The organism is Aurantiacibacter aquimixticola (assembly GCF_003605475.1).
GTDB lineage: Bacteria > Pseudomonadota > Alphaproteobacteria > Sphingomonadales > Sphingomonadaceae > Alteraurantiacibacter > Alteraurantiacibacter aquimixticola_B.
In genome coordinates this window covers 808478-824289 of the sequence record NZ_RAHX01000001.1, presented here as the reverse complement: position 1 = coordinate 824289, position 15812 = coordinate 808478, and the positions used below count along the sequence as shown (strand labels likewise).

Annotated in this window: 16 protein-coding genes and 1 tRNA gene; 12 read left to right on the top strand and 5 right to left on the bottom strand. The window is 62.5% G+C overall.

The features are described from left to right. Positions 1–22 precede the first annotated feature (22 nt). The gene (locus tag D6201_RS04155) at positions 23–1024 is read left to right on the top strand and encodes an isoaspartyl peptidase/L-asparaginase family protein (RefSeq protein WP_120047672.1); all 1002 of its coding nucleotides are present in this window, start codon (positions 23–25) and stop codon (positions 1022–1024) included. Here the strand turns inward: D6201_RS04155 and aroB are convergent. Both aroB and D6201_RS04145 read right to left on the bottom strand, forming a co-directional pair. Continuing rightward, positions 1021–2130, bottom strand: coding sequence for a 3-dehydroquinate synthase (gene aroB / locus D6201_RS04150; protein WP_120047671.1), 1110 nt, complete (start codon positions 2128–2130; stop codon positions 1021–1023). The genes D6201_RS04155 and aroB overlap by 4 nt on opposite strands. Next, the gene (locus D6201_RS04145; RefSeq protein ID WP_120047670.1) at positions 2121–2696 is read right to left on the bottom strand and encodes a shikimate kinase; all 576 of its coding nucleotides are present in this window, start codon (positions 2694–2696) and stop codon (positions 2121–2123) included. Before D6201_RS04145 ends, aroB begins: the two co-directional genes overlap by 10 nt. Before the next feature lie 229 nt (positions 2697–2925). Between D6201_RS04145 and D6201_RS04140 the strand changes: the two genes are divergently transcribed. The 4 genes from D6201_RS04140 (at position 2926) to D6201_RS04125 (ending at position 8222) form a co-directional block, all read left to right on the top strand. Continuing rightward, entirely contained in the window at positions 2926–4764 is a 1839-nt protein-coding gene (locus tag D6201_RS04140) for a hypothetical protein (RefSeq protein ID WP_120047669.1), read from the top strand. A 6-nt stretch (positions 4765–4770) separates the two neighbouring features. Beyond that, positions 4771–5652: a tyrosine recombinase gene (locus D6201_RS04135; RefSeq protein ID WP_120047668.1), complete on the top strand. Its 882-nt coding sequence runs from the start codon at positions 4771–4773 to the stop codon at positions 5650–5652. A 10-nt stretch (positions 5653–5662) separates the two neighbouring features. Continuing rightward, complete coding sequence (locus D6201_RS04130) at positions 5663–6622, top strand: acetyl-CoA carboxylase carboxyltransferase subunit alpha (protein WP_120047667.1); 960 nt, start codon at positions 5663–5665, stop codon at positions 6620–6622. A gap of 151 nt (positions 6623–6773) precedes the next feature. Beyond that, a complete protein-coding gene (locus tag D6201_RS04125) occupies positions 6774–8222 on the top strand; it encodes a M48 family metalloprotease (RefSeq protein WP_120047666.1) in 1449 nt (482 codons plus the stop codon). Between the two features lie 78 nt (positions 8223–8300). On the opposite strand, the gene D6201_RS04120 is transcribed toward D6201_RS04125, so the two are convergent. Both D6201_RS04120 and D6201_RS04115 read right to left on the bottom strand, forming a co-directional pair. Beyond that, entirely contained in the window at positions 8301–8492 is a 192-nt protein-coding gene (locus tag D6201_RS04120) for a Flp family type IVb pilin (protein ID WP_120047665.1), read from the bottom strand. 91 nt (positions 8493–8583) lie between these two features. Then, positions 8584–8787, bottom strand: a complete 204-nt coding sequence (locus D6201_RS04115; RefSeq protein ID WP_242447416.1) for a Flp family type IVb pilin — start codon at positions 8785–8787, stop codon at positions 8584–8586. Between the two features lie 82 nt (positions 8788–8869). On the opposite strand from D6201_RS04115, the gene D6201_RS04110 reads away from it, so the two are divergent. The 6 genes from D6201_RS04110 to D6201_RS04085 all read left to right on the top strand — a co-directional run bounded on the left by D6201_RS04110 (position 8870) and on the right by D6201_RS04085 (position 13599). Next, positions 8870–9295 carry an NUDIX domain-containing protein gene (locus D6201_RS04110; RefSeq protein ID WP_120047664.1) on the top strand — a complete coding sequence of 142 codons (426 nt, stop codon included), beginning with the start codon at positions 8870–8872 and terminating at the stop codon, positions 9293–9295. A 77-nt stretch (positions 9296–9372) separates the two neighbouring features. Further along, positions 9373–9449: transfer RNA gene (locus tag D6201_RS04105), tRNA-Arg, on the top strand. A 125-nt stretch (positions 9450–9574) separates the two neighbouring features. Further along, a complete protein-coding gene (locus D6201_RS04100; RefSeq protein WP_120047663.1) occupies positions 9575–10060 on the top strand; it encodes a hemerythrin domain-containing protein in 486 nt (161 codons plus the stop codon). Positions 10061–10109: 49 nt separating this feature from the next. Further along, complete coding sequence (locus D6201_RS04095) at positions 10110–11648, top strand: phospholipase D-like domain-containing protein (protein ID WP_242447415.1); 1539 nt, start codon at positions 10110–10112, stop codon at positions 11646–11648. Continuing rightward, complete coding sequence (gene folE / locus D6201_RS04090; RefSeq protein WP_120047661.1) at positions 11645–12253, top strand: GTP cyclohydrolase I FolE; 609 nt, start codon at positions 11645–11647, stop codon at positions 12251–12253. Before D6201_RS04095 ends, folE begins: the two co-directional genes overlap by 4 nt. A 47-nt stretch (positions 12254–12300) precedes the next feature. Beyond that, the gene (locus tag D6201_RS04085; RefSeq protein WP_120047660.1) at positions 12301–13599 is read left to right on the top strand and encodes a UDP-N-acetylglucosamine 1-carboxyvinyltransferase; all 1299 of its coding nucleotides are present in this window, start codon (positions 12301–12303) and stop codon (positions 13597–13599) included. A gap of 53 nt (positions 13600–13652) precedes the next feature. On the opposite strand, the gene D6201_RS04080 is transcribed toward D6201_RS04085, so the two are convergent. Then, on the bottom strand, positions 13653–14132 hold the full coding sequence (locus D6201_RS04080) for a peroxiredoxin (protein ID WP_120047659.1): 480 nt from the start codon (positions 14130–14132) through the stop codon (positions 13653–13655). 177 nt (positions 14133–14309) lie between these two features. Here D6201_RS04080 and ahcY point away from each other — a divergent pair, with 177 nt between their 5' ends. Continuing rightward, on the top strand, positions 14310–15728 hold the full coding sequence (gene ahcY, locus D6201_RS04075) for an adenosylhomocysteinase (protein WP_120049189.1): 1419 nt from the start codon (positions 14310–14312) through the stop codon (positions 15726–15728). The last annotated feature ends 84 nt before the right edge of the window (positions 15729–15812 follow it).

The following is a 15812-nucleotide window of genomic DNA, read 5'->3' as shown; positions in this document are numbered from 1 at the left end:
ACACCGGAGAGGGTCGATCCACATGCTTCGCTACGCCATCGCGTTTCTGGCTTTCCTGCTGCCTGCCACGGCGGCAGCGCACGATCACGATCATGACGGCGAGCCTGCCAGCTGGTCGATCGCGATTCACGGCGGCGCTGGCACGCTGGAACGCTCTGCCATGACGCCGGAGCGGGAGGCGGCCTACACTGCCTCCCTGCAGGCTGCGCTCGATGCAGTGGCGGAAATCCTCAGAGCGGGCGGCACGGCGGAGGACGCTGTGATCGCCGCGATCACGTTGATGGAAGACGATCCACTCTTCAATGCCGGGCGCGGCGCGGTGCTTACTTTCGATGGCGGGATTTCGCATGACGCTTCGTTGATGCTGGGCGACAGCCGCGCGGCGGGCGCGGTGGCGGGCATTTCCGACGTGCGTCACCCGATCCTGCTCGCTCGCGAAGTGATGCGCGATGGGCGCCATGTCTTCCTGAGTGGGGAGGGTGCGGAAGAATTTGCCGACGATACCGAGCTGGAACGGATGGACAGCGAGTGGTTCGTAACCGAGCCGCGCGCCCGGGCGCTGGAGCGCTTCCGGCAAAGCGTCGTCTCGCACGCCGACGATGACGAACATCGCTTCGGCACGGTCGGCGCCGTGGTGCGAGATATGCACGGCAATCTCGCGGCGGGAACGTCTACCGGTGGCATGACGGGCAAGCGTTGGGACCGTATCGGCGATTCGCCCGTAATTGGCGCGGGCACCTATGCCGACAACCGCTCCTGCGCCGTGTCGGCAACCGGCAGCGGCGAGTATTTCATCCGCGCGGTCGTCGCGAAGTCTATCTGCGACCTGATGCTGCTTTCGGGCATGGGGCCGATGGAGGCGGGCGACAACCTGATGGCCGAGGTCGAGGAACTGGGTGGCAGTGGCGGCGTGATCGTCGTCTCCCCGAGCGGGGAAACCGCCTTCTCCTTCAACACGAGCGGCATGTATCGCGGCCGTGCGGACAGCACCGGCGTGAACGAGGTCGGCATTTTCGGCGACTAATGCGCCTGTAGCTGCTCGCTCAAAAATGCGGCAACGTCCGACAGCGCGACGTCGCGCGCGAGGAAGGCCTCGCCGATGCCGCGAAGCAGGACGAAGGGCAGGGTGCCTGCATCCATCTTCTTGTCGTGCAGCATGTGCGCAGTGAGTTCGTCCCCGCTGCAATCCAGCGCCATCGCGGCGATTTCTGAGGGCAGGCCGACGGCATCTATTGCGGCCGTCACGCGCTCTGCATCGTTCAGTGAGCACGATCCGCGCCGCGCCGAATAACGCGCAGCAAGCACCATGCCCGCCGCCACCGCTTCGCCGTGCAGCAGCCGATCGGAAAAGCCCGTTGCAGCTTCCAGCGCATGGCCGAAAGTGTGGCCGAAATTGAGCAGGGCGCGCGCGCCGCTTGTCTCGCGTTCGTCCTCGGCGACGATGCGCGCCTTGGCTTCGACGCTGGTGGTGATCGCTTTTTCCAGCGCGCCGTGGTCTTGCGCCAGCACCGCCGCGCCATGCTCCTCGCACCATGCGAAGAAGTCCGCATCGCCGAGTATGCCGTATTTGATGACCTCGGCGTAACCGCAGCGCATCTCGCGTTCGGGCAGTGTACCAAGCACCTCGGTGTCGGCCAGCACCAGCGCGGGCTGGTGGAACGCGCCGACAAGGTTCTTGCCTGCGGCCACGTTGATCGCGGTCTTTCCGCCGACGGAGGAATCCACCTGCGCCAGTAATGTGGTCGGCACTTGCACGAGGCCACAGCCGCGCTTGAGCATGGAAGCCGCAAAACCCGTTAGATCACCGATCACCCCGCCGCCGAGCGCCACGATGTGATCGCCGCGCTCTACGCCTTCGGACAGCAGCCATTCGACAGTGCGGGAGAGACCGTCCCAGCTCTTCGCGCCTTCGCCTGCCGGGTGAACCATCCAGCGCGGCGTCTTGCCTGCATCGGCGAGCGCGCGCTCCACTGTCTCGCCCCAAAGGCGGTGGACGTTCTCGTCGGTGACGATCGGGACGGCCTGCTTGCGGAGCAGTGCGCCGCATTCCTCCGCCAGTCTGGATAGCAAATCCGGCCCGACGCGAACCTCGTAGGCACGGCCCGCAAGTTCGACGCGCGTTACAGCCATCGGTCGAGTGCCTCGATAATGCGGGTGACGGCGACATTGTGCGGTCCGGTGTCGCTCTGAATATGGATCGGTGCCTTGCTGTAGATGGGGGATCGTTCTTCTTTCATCGCGGTCACCTTCGCCGGAATATCGCCAGTGCGCAGAAGCGGGCGACGGTCGTTTCGGCTAACGCGTTCCACCAGCGTGTCGATTGCCGCGTCCAGCCAGATCGCGATGGCCATGTCGAGGATCAGCGCGCGTGTTTCATCCTGCAGAAACGCACCGCCGCCGGTTGCGATCACCTGGCCGGAACCGGCATTTTCCATGAGCCGCGCGATCACGCGGCGCTCGCCATCGCGGAAATGCTCTTCGCCAAACCGGTCGAACACTTCGGCGATGGACATGCCTGCCGCCTCGACGATCTCGTCATCGGCGTCGGTGAAGTCCATCTCCAGCGCCGCAGCAAGCTTTCGGCCCACGGTCGACTTGCCTGCGCCCATCATGCCGACGAGCACGAGCGGGCGGTCCAGCCGGTCACGGACCGATCGGATCAGACTGTCATCGGGAAGTCGGCGGGCAATGGTCATTGCCGCAAGGGCTATAATTGGGCTAACCGCGCTGGCAAGGTCGCCGGGCCTTTTGTCCGGGTGTGATTGATGTGGGAACGGGTTCGCGAGGGATGGCCATTCGCCGGACAGCAGGAATCGCCGCCATTGTGCTTTTCGTCATCGTGCTAGCGGTCGCATGGTATGATGGCGGGCGCGAAGAGCAGCGCCTGATCGTGGAACCCGTCACCCTGCCGGAGAGTGAATTGTAATGCGTGTCGGACTTTTCCTAGGCGGAGCGGCGCTTGCCCTGACATCCTCGCTTGCGTTGGCGAGCGGACCGGAAGACCTGCTTCCTCCGGCTTTCCGCGATACGCCGCCGCAACAGCCGACGCCCGCGCCCACGCCGACCCCAACCGCCACGCAAACCGCGCGGCCAGCCACACCCTCGCCCGGCGGCACGCCGGTTGTGCAACCGGTGCCGCGCGGACCATCCGCCCCGTCGTCGGGAGGATCGTCCTTCACCCTTCCCGCCGACTTTCCGTCGTTGCGAGAGTTGGAGCGGATGGAAGCGGACGAGATCAACGCCGTTCTCGGCTTGCGCCCGAAATTCGATATTCCCGCCGCCGCGCGCCGTTCCGTCTCGCAGGTCGGGCTGCTGTCAGAGGCCGAAGGCGGTTTTCCGGCCGGTTCGCTCGCGGCTCAACCGCCGCGTCTCGTGCTGGCGGCCCTTCGCGCCAGCGACGGCCCAATCGTCTCTCGCTGGGGTCATATTCTCATGCGCCGCGTGCTCGCAAGTCGGCTGGACGCTCCAAACGGTATGGACCCGGTCGCCTTCGCGGCCCTTCGCGCTCGTTCGCTGACCCGTATGGGAGAAGGCGCGGTCGCTCGCGCGCTGGTGCAGGATGTCGACGGGAGCAGTTACAACCGCCTGCTCACCGATGCGGCATTCGATTCCTACATAGCGACAGGCGATATTCTCGGCATGTGCCCGGTCGCGCGTCTGCAAACCGATATCCGCGAAGATGCCGAATGGGAAATGGTGCAGGCGATTTGCTCCGCCTATCTGGGCGAGGCGCGCAGTGCGGAGCGGCGATTGCAGCGCACGCTCGGCACCGGTTCGGCGGAAGCGGCCGACGTGCGCCTGGCGCAACGCTATGCCGGGGCCGCGGGCGAGGGCGGCACGGGTGCCGATATCGATTGGGACGCTGTCGACGAGCTGACGCCCTGGCGCTTTGCGCTCGCTCGCGCGCTCGGCGTCGAGATTCCCGATGAATTGCGCGCGGATGCGGGTGCCCGTTACGATATCTCCGAAGTGTTGATCCCGGCTACGCCCCTGCTTCAGCGGGTGCAGGCAGCGGATAGCGCGGCCGCGCGCGGCGTGTTGTCTTCCGACGCCATGGTCGATCTCTATTCCCAGCTGTGGGCGAGTGATGCCTATGAGGCCGGGGACAAGGCCCAAGCCGGCCTGCTGCGTGACGCTTACGTTGCAGCCACGGTTGCGGAGCGGCTCACGGCGATCCAGGAATTGTGGGGCGATGAAAGCGATTTCGGCCGCCGCGTTCTGACCGCCTATGCCGCGGCCCGCCTTCCGGTGAGCGAAGACAAGGCCGATGTTGCCGCGCCGCTCATCGCCTCTATGCTGACCGCCGGGCTGGATCGCAACGCCATGCGCTGGGCCGATATTGTATCCGACGGTAGTGAGGCTTGGGCGCTGCTCGCTCTCGCCGATCCGTCGGGCGGCCAGGCCAGCAGCGGCGACGTCGACGATTTTCGCGGTAACGACGACAGCGCGGACCAGCGCCGGACAGCTTTCCTGGTGGCAGGGCTTGCCGGCCTCGGCAGGCTCGATGACGGCGATCTCGAAGATTTCGCTTCCGATCTCGACGTGCATTACACCCGTGCAAGCGCCTGGAGCAATGCCATCGGCCGCGCCGCGCAGGTCGATAACGCGGCGCTTGTCGCGCTGCTGGCCGGGCTTGGAATGCAGGGAGATAGCTGGGATCGGATGACGCCGCGCCATCTCTACCACATCGTTTCGGCCCTGAACGAGGTCGGCCTTTCCGCGGAGGCCCGGATGATCGCCGCGGAGGCGGTGACGCGCGGCTGAGCTGTCATGTCCGTGGCCATTGAAAGCTTCCTCGCCACGCTCGCCGCCGAGCGCGGCGCGGCACCGAACACTCTGGCTGCCTATCGCCGCGATCTCGAGGGAACCGAGGCCATACTCGGCGAGCTCGCGATGGCGAGCCGAGCGGACCTCGGCAAGCTGAGCGGCGCCTGGTTCGATCTCGCTCCTTCCACGGTAGCCCGGAAGGTTTCGGCACTCCGACAATTCTACGGTTTCTGCGTCGATGACGGCCTGCGCGAAGACGATCCCTCGTCTGCCCTGCCACGGCCGAAAGCGCGCCGCCCCCTGCCGAAGATCCTGTCCCATGGCGAGATCGAACGGCTGTTCGCGCGGGCGGAAGACGAAGCGGCCAGCGATCGCCCCGATGCGCTGCGAATGCTCGCGCTGCTCGAACTGTTATACGGCTCCGGATTGCGTGCAACCGAGCTTGTCGCCCTGCCGGTCAGCGCAGTGCCGCGCGATGCGCCCTTCCTGACGATCACGGGGAAGGGCGGACAGCAACGAATGGTGCCGGTCAGCCGCCGCGCGCAGGCGGCAATCGCGCGGTGGATGGAGGCGCGGCCCGACAGTGGATCGCCTTTCCTTTTTCCGTCGCGCAAGGCCCATATCGGGCGTGTGCGGCTCTATCAGCTGGTGAAAGCGCTGGCTGCAAGAGCCGATCTCGACCCGGCGAAGATCAGTCCGCACGTCCTGCGCCACGCCTTTGCAACGCATTTGCTGGAGGGCGGTGCGGATCTGCGTGTTCTGCAGACTCTGCTCGGCCACGCCGACATCGCCACCACGCAGATTTACACCCATGTCGATTCGGCGCGATTGGTGGCTTTGGTAAACGAACGCCATCCTCTTGCGGGCGAGCGCGGGGGGCGGTAGCGGCTGACCGATGTCGTCATTTCTCGAATTCGAAAAACCCGTCGCCGCGCTTGAAGCGAAGATCGCCGATCTCAAGACCGCTGCGGGCGAGGATGGCGATGTCGACATTTCCAACGAATTGCTGCGGCTGGAACTGAAGAGCGCGAAACTGCTCGAAAACACGTATGCCAGCCTCTCCGCCTGGCAGAAAACGCAGGTTGCGCGGCATTCCAACCGGCCGCATTTCCGCAATTATGTGGAGTTGGGTTTCGATCAATTCATGCCGCTGGGCGGGGATCGCCTCTACGGTGACGATCAGGCCATCATGGGCGGGCTCGCCATTCTGAAGGGCCGCAAGATCGTGCTGATCGGCCATGAAAAGGGCAACGACACCGATAGCCGCATTCGTCACAATTTCGGAATGGGCAAGCCGGAAGGCTATCGCAAGGCGATCCGCCTGATGGAGCTGGCCGATCGGTTTGGCCTGCCGGTGGTGACGCTGGTCGACACGTCCGGTGCCTTTCCCGGTATCGAGGCGGAAGAGCGTGGCCAGGCTGAAGCCATTGCGCGCTCGACCGAGGCCTGCCTCGCACTGGGCGTCCCGATGGTGGCCGCTATCGTGGGCGAGGGCGGATCCGGCGGCGCAGTCGCGCTTGCCAGTGCCGAGCGCGTGTTGATGTTCGAGCATGCCGTATACTCCGTTATCTCACCCGAAGGATGCGCTTCGATCCTCTGGCGTACGGGCGACAAGGCACCGCAGGCGGCCGAAGCGATGCGCCTCACCGCGCAGGATCTGAAAGGTCTGGGCGTGATCGATCGCATCGTGCCTGAACCGATTGGTGGCGCGCACCGCGATTCGGGCATCGCTATCGCAAGTCTGGTAAGCGCGATCGACGAAGAACTCGAAACGCTGTCCCCGCTCGCACCGGCCGAGCTGCGCAGACAGCGGGAAGAACGCTTCCTCGCCATCGGCAGGGGCCTCACCGACTAGGCCTGCCGGACGCGCGTCTGCAGGCGCGTCGGGAACAAGCCCGCCGCATAAGGTTTTCCGTAACCATAGATCGGGCGGGGACTCCGCCTGCAATAAGGTTTGGAGGAAAGCCATGTCGCATAGCGCATCCCGCTCATCGATTTCCCACAAGATGAAGGCTCTGGCCACCAGCAGTGCCGCAGCACTCGCGCTTTCGGCGTGTGCCACCGTGCCGGGCGCGAATGTGCCTGCTGGAGCGCCCATCACGGCCGAGGAAGCCCAGCTCGGTGCTCAGTATCACGAGCAGTTCGTGCAGGAATTCGGTGGCGAGATGACCGGGCCGTACGCGCAATATGTCGAGCAGGTCGGCCAGAATATCGCTTTCCAGTCCGGTATCGCGAACAGCCGCAGCTCCTTCGACGTGACCCTTCTCAATTCCAGCGTGAACAACGCCTTCGCCGTGCCGGGCGGATATGTCTATGCGACGCGTCAGCTGGTGAACCTGATGAACAACGAGGCGGAGCTTGCCGCCGTGCTCGGCCATGAAGTTGGCCACGTCGCCGCGCGCCATTCGGCACGTCGGCAGCAACGCGCCCAGCGCAATCAGCTGCTTGGCCTGCTCGGTACGATCATCGGCGGTGCCGTTCTCGGTAGCCCTGAACTTGGCCGGCTGGCGCAGCAGGGCTCGCAGCTCGCAACGCTGGGCTATTCGCGCAATCAGGAGCTTGAGGCCGACAGGCTCGGCATCCAATATCTGAACCAGGCGGGCTACGATCCGCGCGCCATGTCCACCCTGTTGCAGAGCCTTGCAGCGCAGAACCAGCTCGATGCGCAATTGCAGGGCCGCGAAGATGCGACAATTCCGGAATGGGCATCGACTCACCCCGATCCGGCAAGCCGCGTGCAGACCGCAGCGCAGATCGCCGGGAGCGCGACGGGTGTCACGAATCGCGAGACATTCCTCAGTCGAATCGACGGCATGATCTATGGTGACGATCCCCAGCAAGGACTGATCGAGGGCCGGCAGTTCATCCACCCGGTATTGCAGTTCACTTTCACCGCGCCGCAGGGCTTTTATATGGTCAACAGCACGCGCGCTGTTTCCATCAATGGCGATCAGGGCCGCTCACAACTGACGCTTGCGCCCTATAATGGCGATCTGCAGGACTATGTACGTCAGGTATTCCGTTCTATCGGTGGCGAGCAGCAGCAGCTTCAGCCGCAGAGCATCCAGCGCACGACAGTCAATGGACTGCCGGCGGTTTACGGCACGGCCCGGGTCAATAACGGCCAACAGCAGGTCGACGTGACGGTATTTGCTTATGAGTTCGCGAACGACCGTGCCTATCACTTCCAGTCGATCACGCCGGCCGGGCAGGCAGCGACGTTCAATTCGCTATACAATTCCATGCGTCGGATCAGCCAGGCCGAAGCCGGCAGCGTCGTGCCGCGCCGTGTGGATATCGTGACCGCGGGCAGGGGTGACAGTGTCGCGACGCTCGCCCGCCGCATGGATTACGACAATGGGCAGGAGGCGCGCTTTCGTGTTCTGAACGGCCTGTTCGGAAATGCGCAGGTTGTTCCCGGCCAGCAATACAAGATCGTAGTTCGCTCCAACTGATCGGGCTGGATTACTTCAGACATAAAAAAAGGCGGCGGGGATGAACCCGCCGCCTTCTCTTTTCAAGGCCGTGAGGCTTTACTCGGTCGGAGCGTTGGCGTCGTTCACTTCGGCCATGCCTTCCGACGCACCGGTGAAGGTACGCGAAACTTCGCCACCAGCGGCGCCAACGGCCGTGATCATGGCGACGGCGATGAGAGCGGCGATCAGGCCATATTCGATGGCGGTCGCGCCGGCTTCGTCACGGATCATGTTCTTGAAGAAAGTCATAGTAGTCTCCTGGTTAGTCTTCTGTACCCGGCTCGCATCGGTTGAAGATTTCGAGCTGAATTCGTTTTCCCACGTAAGTCTTTAAAAAATCCTAAGCGTCTTCGACATTTGCGTCGTCGGACACATCGGACATCGTACCACTTATAATGTCCCACATTGTATTGGCTTCATCGGCAAACAGCTGCGCGCTGCCGATCATGGCGAGGAACAGCAAAGCTACGATCAGGCCATATTCAATGGCCGTCGCGCCGCTTTCATCGAGCATGCACTGCTTGAACTTCTTGTAAGCCGACACTCGATAATTCCTCACTTGCCCTGTGCGACGAGAGTGTTTCTACGGACGAGGGTTTAAGAAGATCTTGCACCGGAAGGTTAACATGGAAGAATTCCCGACATGGCAGCCGGTGGTCGCCCTCGCTCTCACCGATGGAAAGCGGCGCTGGCTCATGCATCGTCGACCGCCGCACAAACGCCATGGAGGGATGTGGGAGTTTCCGGGTGGGAAGGTCGAAGCGTTTGAAAATCCACGCGAAGGTCTCGTCCGCGAGGTTCGTGAGGAGCTCGACATCGCCGTCGCTGCAGAGGATTTGCAGCCCGCATGTTTTGCCGATGAAGGGTCGCAGGTCGATGGAAAAGCGATTGTCATTCTTCTTTACATCGCATCGAAATGGATCGGCGAACCGCGATCTCTGGAAGGCGGCAAGATAGGCTGGTTCAAGGTGCCAGAGATCGAGCGGCTCGAGAGGCCGCAATTGGATATAGACCTGACGGTCCGCATATTCGGCGCGCCCTCGGGGCACTGAGGAACACAGCTTCCGCTTTTGCGCCCGATAGCCCTTGCCAAGCCAGTCTGCGCCGCTTAAGTGGCCGCCTCTCCAGCGCGCCCGTAGCTCAGCTGGATAGAGTACCTGACTACGAATCAGGTGGTCGGAGGTTCGAATCCTTCCGGGCGCGCCATTTAAAGGCCGTCTCTCCATCAGGAGGGGCGGCCTTTAATATATGCGCGCTGCGGTCTTTATCCGGTAGCCTGCCTGCGGAACTCTGCTTCGGCCAACCCGTTGAATGGCAAAAGGAGATTCCCGATGGCCGAAGATATCTTTGCTCGACTGAAGCAAGACCACGATGATCACCGCGAAATTCTCGACAAGCTGGCGGAAACCAGCGGCGAGAGCGAGGAGCGGCGCGAACTGTTCGAGAAATTTACGCTGGATGTGAAAAGCCACGCCGCCGCCGAGGAGCAGGCGCTGTATTCGACGATGCTCCGCAAGCCGCCTGCAACCGACGAGACTCGCCATTCCGTGGCGGAGCATCACGAGTTGAACGAATTGCTGAACGATCTGGCGGCGACAGATATGTCATCGCCTGCATGGATGCAGAAATTCAAGCAGCTCGATCACGATTACCGCCACCACATCGACGAGGAAGAGGAAGACCACTTCCCCGATTTCGAAAAGCTGCTGACCGAGGACGATCGCGAGCATATGCGGCAAGTCTTCGATCGACGGAAAAAGGCCGAAAAGGCCGATGCCGAGATCACTCCCGAAAAAATGGAAGACGCGAAGGAGTGATCTTCTCCGATGCGTTCCAGGGCTGAGACCAACAGGTCGGAGGGAGCCTTTGACGGAAGCGAAGAACGAGGTCGAGGGCTATGACGATAGCTCCGTCGAGGCGGGCGTGTGGCAGTATGCTCACGCCCGCCGCGTTCGTGTGGTGGTGGACGGCGAGGATTACTTCGACCTGATCCAGCAGGCGATGCTGAAGGCACATCAGCGCATCCTCTTGATCGGTTGGGATTTCGATACGCGTATCCACCTGTCGCGCGGGCGACGCTGGTGGCAGAAGGGCTGGAAGCGCGAGTATCCTGCTCGCCTCGGCAGTTTCATCGTCTGGCTCAGCAACCATCGGCCCGATCTGGAAATCCGCATCCTGAAATGGAGCTATGGCGTGCTGAAATTCTTCAGCCGAGGTTCCATGATGCTGGACTTGGCGCGCTGGGCGCCGCACCGGCGGATCGATTTCAAATTCGACACCGCGCATCCGGTCGGCTGTTCGCATCACCAAAAGATCGTCGTGATCGATGACGATTTCGCGGTGTGCGGTGGGATCGATATGACCACCGGGCGGTGGGACACGCGCGAACACAAGCCGGAAGACCGTCGCCGCAAATCGCCGGACGGCACGTCATACAAGCCTTGGCACGATGTTACCATGATGATGGAAGGCGAAGTGGCCGGTGCGCTCGAAAAGCTCGGACGCAAGCGCTGGCTTCGAGCGGGTGGCAAAGTGCTCAGCGCGCCGGAGCACGATCCCGGCAGCGCATGGCCCGACGGCCTTGAACCGCATTTCGAGGATGTGGAGATCGGAATCGCGCGCACCCGCGCCGCCTATGACGGCGATGAGAAGGTGGATGAGGTCGAGCAGCTCTTTCTCCAGCAGATCGCCGAGGCGAAGGATTTCGTATACGCCGAGAACCAGTATTTCACCTCCCGCACCATTTGCGAGGCGATCGGCAAGCGGCTCGAGGAAGACAATCCGCCCGAATTCATTCTGGTGATGCCCAAGATTGCCGATGGCTGGATCGAGGAGCAGGCCATGTCGCCCGCCCGCGCGCGGCTAGTTCAGGCTTTGGAGGAATTGGACAAGCACGACCGGTTTCATCTCTACGTGCCCTATTCCGCCGACGTGCCAATCTATGTTCACGCCAAGCTGACCATCGTCGATGATCGCATCCTTCGCATCGGATCGGCCAATATGAACAACCGTTCCATGGGGCTCGATAGCGAATGCGACGTCTTCATCGATTGCGACCGACCCGGTAACGCCAAGGCCAAGCCGACCATTACGGCACTTCGCCACTCACTCCTGGCGGAGCATCTGGGAATTCGCGAAGAAAATGTGCCGGAGCTGATCGCGCGTTACGGTTCGATGGCGGACATGATCGATGCCGCGGGCGATGAATCGCACCGCCATCTCATGCCCTTCAGGCCGCATGTCGAGGATGGCATTCTCACCGAGCTCGCCGATCGCCAGACTTTCGATCCGGAAGAGCCGGAGGATCTGTTCGACATCCGCTCCCCCCGGCATGGTCTTTTCCGGGACGGCAGCCTATTGGCACGGGCTCGCAGTCGATTGAGCAGAAAGCGCACACCAGCATGAGCAGCCTCGTAGGCCCCGACGAAGACGATCCGCGCGGCAAGCCGCCTGTGCCAGACGATGTCCAGGATGCAATACGAACGCTGATCCGCTGGGCGGGCGACGATCCCGGACGCGAAGGTCTGGTCGATACGCCTGCGCGCGTGGCGCGGGCGTGGAAAGAATACTGCCTCGGCTATGAAGAGGATCCATCCACCCACCTTTCGCGAATGTTCGAGGAGGTCGGCGGCTACGACGAAATCGTGCTGCTGAAGGACATTCCATTCCAGAGCCACTGCGAACATCACATGGCGCCGATCATCGGCAAGGCGGCCATCGCCTATCTCCCGAACGATCGCGTCGTCGGCATCTCCAAGCTTGCCCGCGTCCTCCACGGCTTTGCGCGGCGCCTGCAGATACAGGAGCGGCTGACGGCCGAGGTCGCCAATTGCATCGACAAGCATCTGCAGCCCAGGGGCGTCGCCGTGGTGATCGAGGCGAGCCACGCTTGCATGACCGCGCGGGGCGTCCGCACGCCCGGTGTCCAGATGGTCACCAGCCGGGTGATGGGCTGCTTCCGCGACGACCACCGCAGCCGCGAAGAAGTGCTCAAGCTGATGGGCTATTGAGCCCAACCGCGCGCCAAACGACTTTCAGGAATATCGAGGGATTTTAGATGACGGCATTGTATGTGAGGGGCGGGCAGAAGCTCGAAGGCAAGATCGAGCCATCGGCGAACAAGAATGCCGTGCTGCCGGTGCTGTGCGCCACGCTGCTTTCGGACGCGCCGATCATGCTGCGCAACGTGCCGGAAATCACCGATGTGACGCGCATCCACGCCTTCTTTTCCGAACTCGGCAGCACGATCGAGTGGGACAAGGAGCACAAGACGCTCGCCATCGATCATTCGACCATTCCGACCAATGCGAAGGCGACCCTGCCACAGGCCATGCGCGCTTCGATCATGATGATTCCCGGCCTGCTGGCGCGGCTCGGCGAGGCCCGGCTGGAGCACGAGGTAAAAGGCTGCACACTCGGCGCGCGCGAGATCGATCCGCATGTGGCCGTGTTCCGTGCATTCGGCGCCGAATGCGAGACGGAAGGCAAGGACATCGTCTTTCGTCACAAGGGCCGTGGCGAGGCTGCGCGCATGTGGCTGGAATATGCGTCCGTCACCACAACAGAGAATTTCATCATCAGCGCGCTGAGCGCCGACGGCACCAGCCAGATCGTCAACGCCGCCTGCGAACCCCATGTGCAGGAACTGTGCGCTTTCCTCGAAAAAATGGGTGCGAAGCTGAAGGGCAAGGGTACCTCGATGGTCAGCATCGAGGGTTGCAAGAACTTCACCAGCGTCGATTACACCTTCGTGGAGGATTTCCACGAGATCGCGACCTTCCTTGCGCTCTCGGCCGTGACCGGCGGCGATATCTCGGTGCGCAACACGCGGCCCGAGGATTTCATGCTAATCGACCGAACCTTCGAGAAATTCGGCGCCGAGGTGACGCACAAGGACGGCTGGTCACGCCTGAACGCGCCCAGCGAACTTGTCGTGCAGCAGAATTTCACCAGCCACATCACCACCAAGGTGGAGGCTGCGCCGTGGCCCTACATTCCCGCCGACCTCCTCCCGATCTTCATCGCGCTCGGCGTGAAGGCAAAAGGCCAGACAATGTTCTGGAACAAGGTCTATGAAGGCGGCCTTACCTGGCACACCGAACTCAGCCTATTTGGCGCACACACGCTGCTCTGCGATCCGCATCGCCTAATCACGTTTGGCGGGGACAAGCTGGTGCCTGCAACGGTGACCAGCCCCTATATCATCCGCGTCGCCATCGCGATGCTGATGGTGGCAAGCAGCATCGAGGGGGAAAGCAAGATCCTCGACGCCGATCCCATACGCCGCGCGCATCCCGACTTCGTGGCGAATATCGACAGCCTTGGCGTCGATGTCAGCTGGAACGACGAAGGCTGACATGAAAAAGGGCGCCTCCGAGAGGGGCGCCCTTTTCGTTTGCCGGTAAGTGCTCAGAGCTGGCCGAGCATGTGGTCCGCGCTCGACACGTCGAATTCGCCGGGCTTCTCGACATTGACCTCGGTCACTGTGCCGTCCTCGACGATCATCGAATAGCGCTGGCACCGCTCGCCCATGCCGAAATTGGTGAAGTCGGCATCGAGGCCAAGCGCCTTGGCGAACTGACCGTTGCCATCGGCGAGCATGGTGATCTCACCCGCATCGTTGGCGTCCTTCCAGGCATTCATGACGAAAGCGTCGTTCACGGCAGTGCAGGCGATCTCGTCAACGCCCTTGGCCTTCAGCTCGTCGGCCTTCTCGACATAGCCGGGCAGGTGACGGGCCGAACAGGTGGGGGTGAAGGCCCCCGGAACGGCGAACAGCGCCACCTTGCGGCCGGCGAAGAAGTCTTTCGACTGGACCTGCTCGGGCCCCTCTTCCGTCGCCTTCGCAAGCGTGACGTCGGGAATGGTGTCGCCTTTGGAAATCGTCATGTAATTCGTCCTTCTGTCCCGTCCGGCTGCCGACATAGGCGTCTGGCATGACAGCGCAAGGACAGTCGCGCCTCATGCGGCGGGGGTTGTGAGCGCGCGTGTGCCCGCCTATGGCGCGCGGCAACACACGTGTCGCATGGAGCCCCGGCGACGCCTCACCATTCATACGCCAAGGAGCTGCCCGTGGCCGACGCCGCTTTCACCGACTACATCATAAAGGATCTTAGTCAGGCCGATTACGGCCGTGCGGAGATCAACATCGCCGAAACCGAAATGCCGGGCCTGATGGCGACGCGTGAGGAATATGGCGACGCGCAGCCCCTGAAAGGCGCGCGCATCACCGGCTCATTGCATATGACGATCCAGACGGCTGTGCTAATCGAAACGCTGACCGCGCTGGGCGCCGATGTGCGCTGGGCGACCTGCAACATCTACTCGACGCAGGATCACGCCGCCGCCGCAATGGCTGCCGAGAACATTCCCGTCTTCGCCGTGAAGGGTGAAAGCCTGGCTGAATATTGGGACTATGTCGGCAATATCTTTGACTGGGAGACCGATGGCGACGGAACGACCGCCAACCTCATTCTCGACGATGGCGGCGATGCGACGATGTTCGCCCTCTGGGGTGCGCGGATCGAAGCGGGCGAGGAAATGCCCGAGCCGACCAATGCCGAAGAAATCGAGATGCAGCGTGCGCTGAAGGCCTTCGTCAAGAAGAAGCCCGGCTATCTGACCCAGACGGTGAAGAACCTGAAAGGTGTCTCGGAAGAGACCACCACCGGCGTTCACCGCCTCTACGCTCTGGCGAAGAAGGGCAAGCTGCCTTTCCCGGCCATCAATGTGAATGACAGCGTCACCAAGTCGAAGTTCGATAACCTGTATGGCTGCCGGGAATCGCTGGTCGACGCCATTCGCCGCGCGACGGACGTCATGCTGTCAGGCAAGGTCGCGCTCGTCGCAGGCTTCGGCGATGTCGGCAAGGGCAGCGCACAGTCGCTCCGCAATGGCGGTGCGCGCGTGCTGGTAACCGAGATCGACCCGATCTGCGCGCTGCAGGCGGCGATGGACGGATTCGAGGTCGTGACGATGGAAGAAGGCGTGAAGCGCGCCGATATCTTCGTCACCACCACCGGCAATGAGGACGTCATCACCGCCGAGCACATGAAGGCGATGAAGCCGATGAGCATCGTGTGCAATATCGGCCACTTCGACAGCGAGATCCAGATCGGCGCGCTGGACAATTACGACTGGACGGAATTGAAGCCGGGGACCGACCTCGTCAAATTTCCGGACGGCAAGGAAATCATCGTGCTGGCCAAGGGCCGCCTGGTGAACCTCGCTTGCGCCACCGGCCATCCCAGCTTCGTCATGAGCTGTTCCTTCACCAACCAGGTGCTGGCGCAGATCGAGCTGTGGAAGAACGCCGACAGCTACGGCAACGATGTTTATGTCCTGCCCAAGCATCTCGACGAGAAGGTGGCGGCGCTGCATCTCGACAAGCTTGGTGTGAAGCTGACCAAGCTGAGCCAGCAGCAGGCCGACTATATCGGCGTGCCGGTGGAAGGTCCGTTCAAGCCGGAACACTATCGCTATTGATCATGGGCTCCCCTCCCATGAAACAGCGAGGGGAGTTTGTGCCTAACGCCATTGCATCGCCGTGCACCCGCGCATAGCTGACAG

Bases quoted from the DNA above. Each gene is read 5' to 3' on its own strand.
- D6201_RS04155 (WP_120047672.1), top strand. From the start codon at position 23: ATGCTTCGCTACGCCATCGCGTTTCTGGCTTTCCTGCTGCCTGCCACG.
- aroB (WP_120047671.1), bottom strand. From the start codon at position 2,130: ATGGCTGTAACGCGCGTCGAACTTGCGGGCCGTGCCTACGAGGTTCGC.
- D6201_RS04145 (WP_120047670.1), bottom strand. From the start codon at position 2,696: ATGACCATTGCCCGCCGACTTCCCGATGACAGTCTGATCCGATCGGTC.
- D6201_RS04140 (WP_120047669.1), top strand. From the start codon at position 2,926: ATGCGTGTCGGACTTTTCCTAGGCGGAGCGGCGCTTGCCCTGACATCC.
- D6201_RS04135 (WP_120047668.1), top strand. From the start codon at position 4,771: ATGTCCGTGGCCATTGAAAGCTTCCTCGCCACGCTCGCCGCCGAGCGC.
- D6201_RS04130 (WP_120047667.1), top strand. From the start codon at position 5,663: ATGTCGTCATTTCTCGAATTCGAAAAACCCGTCGCCGCGCTTGAAGCG.
- D6201_RS04125 (WP_120047666.1), top strand. From the start codon at position 6,774: ATGAAGGCTCTGGCCACCAGCAGTGCCGCAGCACTCGCGCTTTCGGCG.
- D6201_RS04120 (WP_120047665.1), bottom strand. From the start codon at position 8,492: ATGACTTTCTTCAAGAACATGATCCGTGACGAAGCCGGCGCGACCGCC.
- D6201_RS04110 (WP_120047664.1), top strand. From the start codon at position 8,870: ATGGAAGAATTCCCGACATGGCAGCCGGTGGTCGCCCTCGCTCTCACC.
- D6201_RS04100 (WP_120047663.1), top strand. From the start codon at position 9,575: ATGGCCGAAGATATCTTTGCTCGACTGAAGCAAGACCACGATGATCAC.
- folE (WP_120047661.1), top strand. From the start codon at position 11,645: ATGAGCAGCCTCGTAGGCCCCGACGAAGACGATCCGCGCGGCAAGCCG.
- D6201_RS04085 (WP_120047660.1), top strand. From the start codon at position 12,301: ATGACGGCATTGTATGTGAGGGGCGGGCAGAAGCTCGAAGGCAAGATC.
- D6201_RS04080 (WP_120047659.1), bottom strand. From the start codon at position 14,132: ATGACGATTTCCAAAGGCGACACCATTCCCGACGTCACGCTTGCGAAG.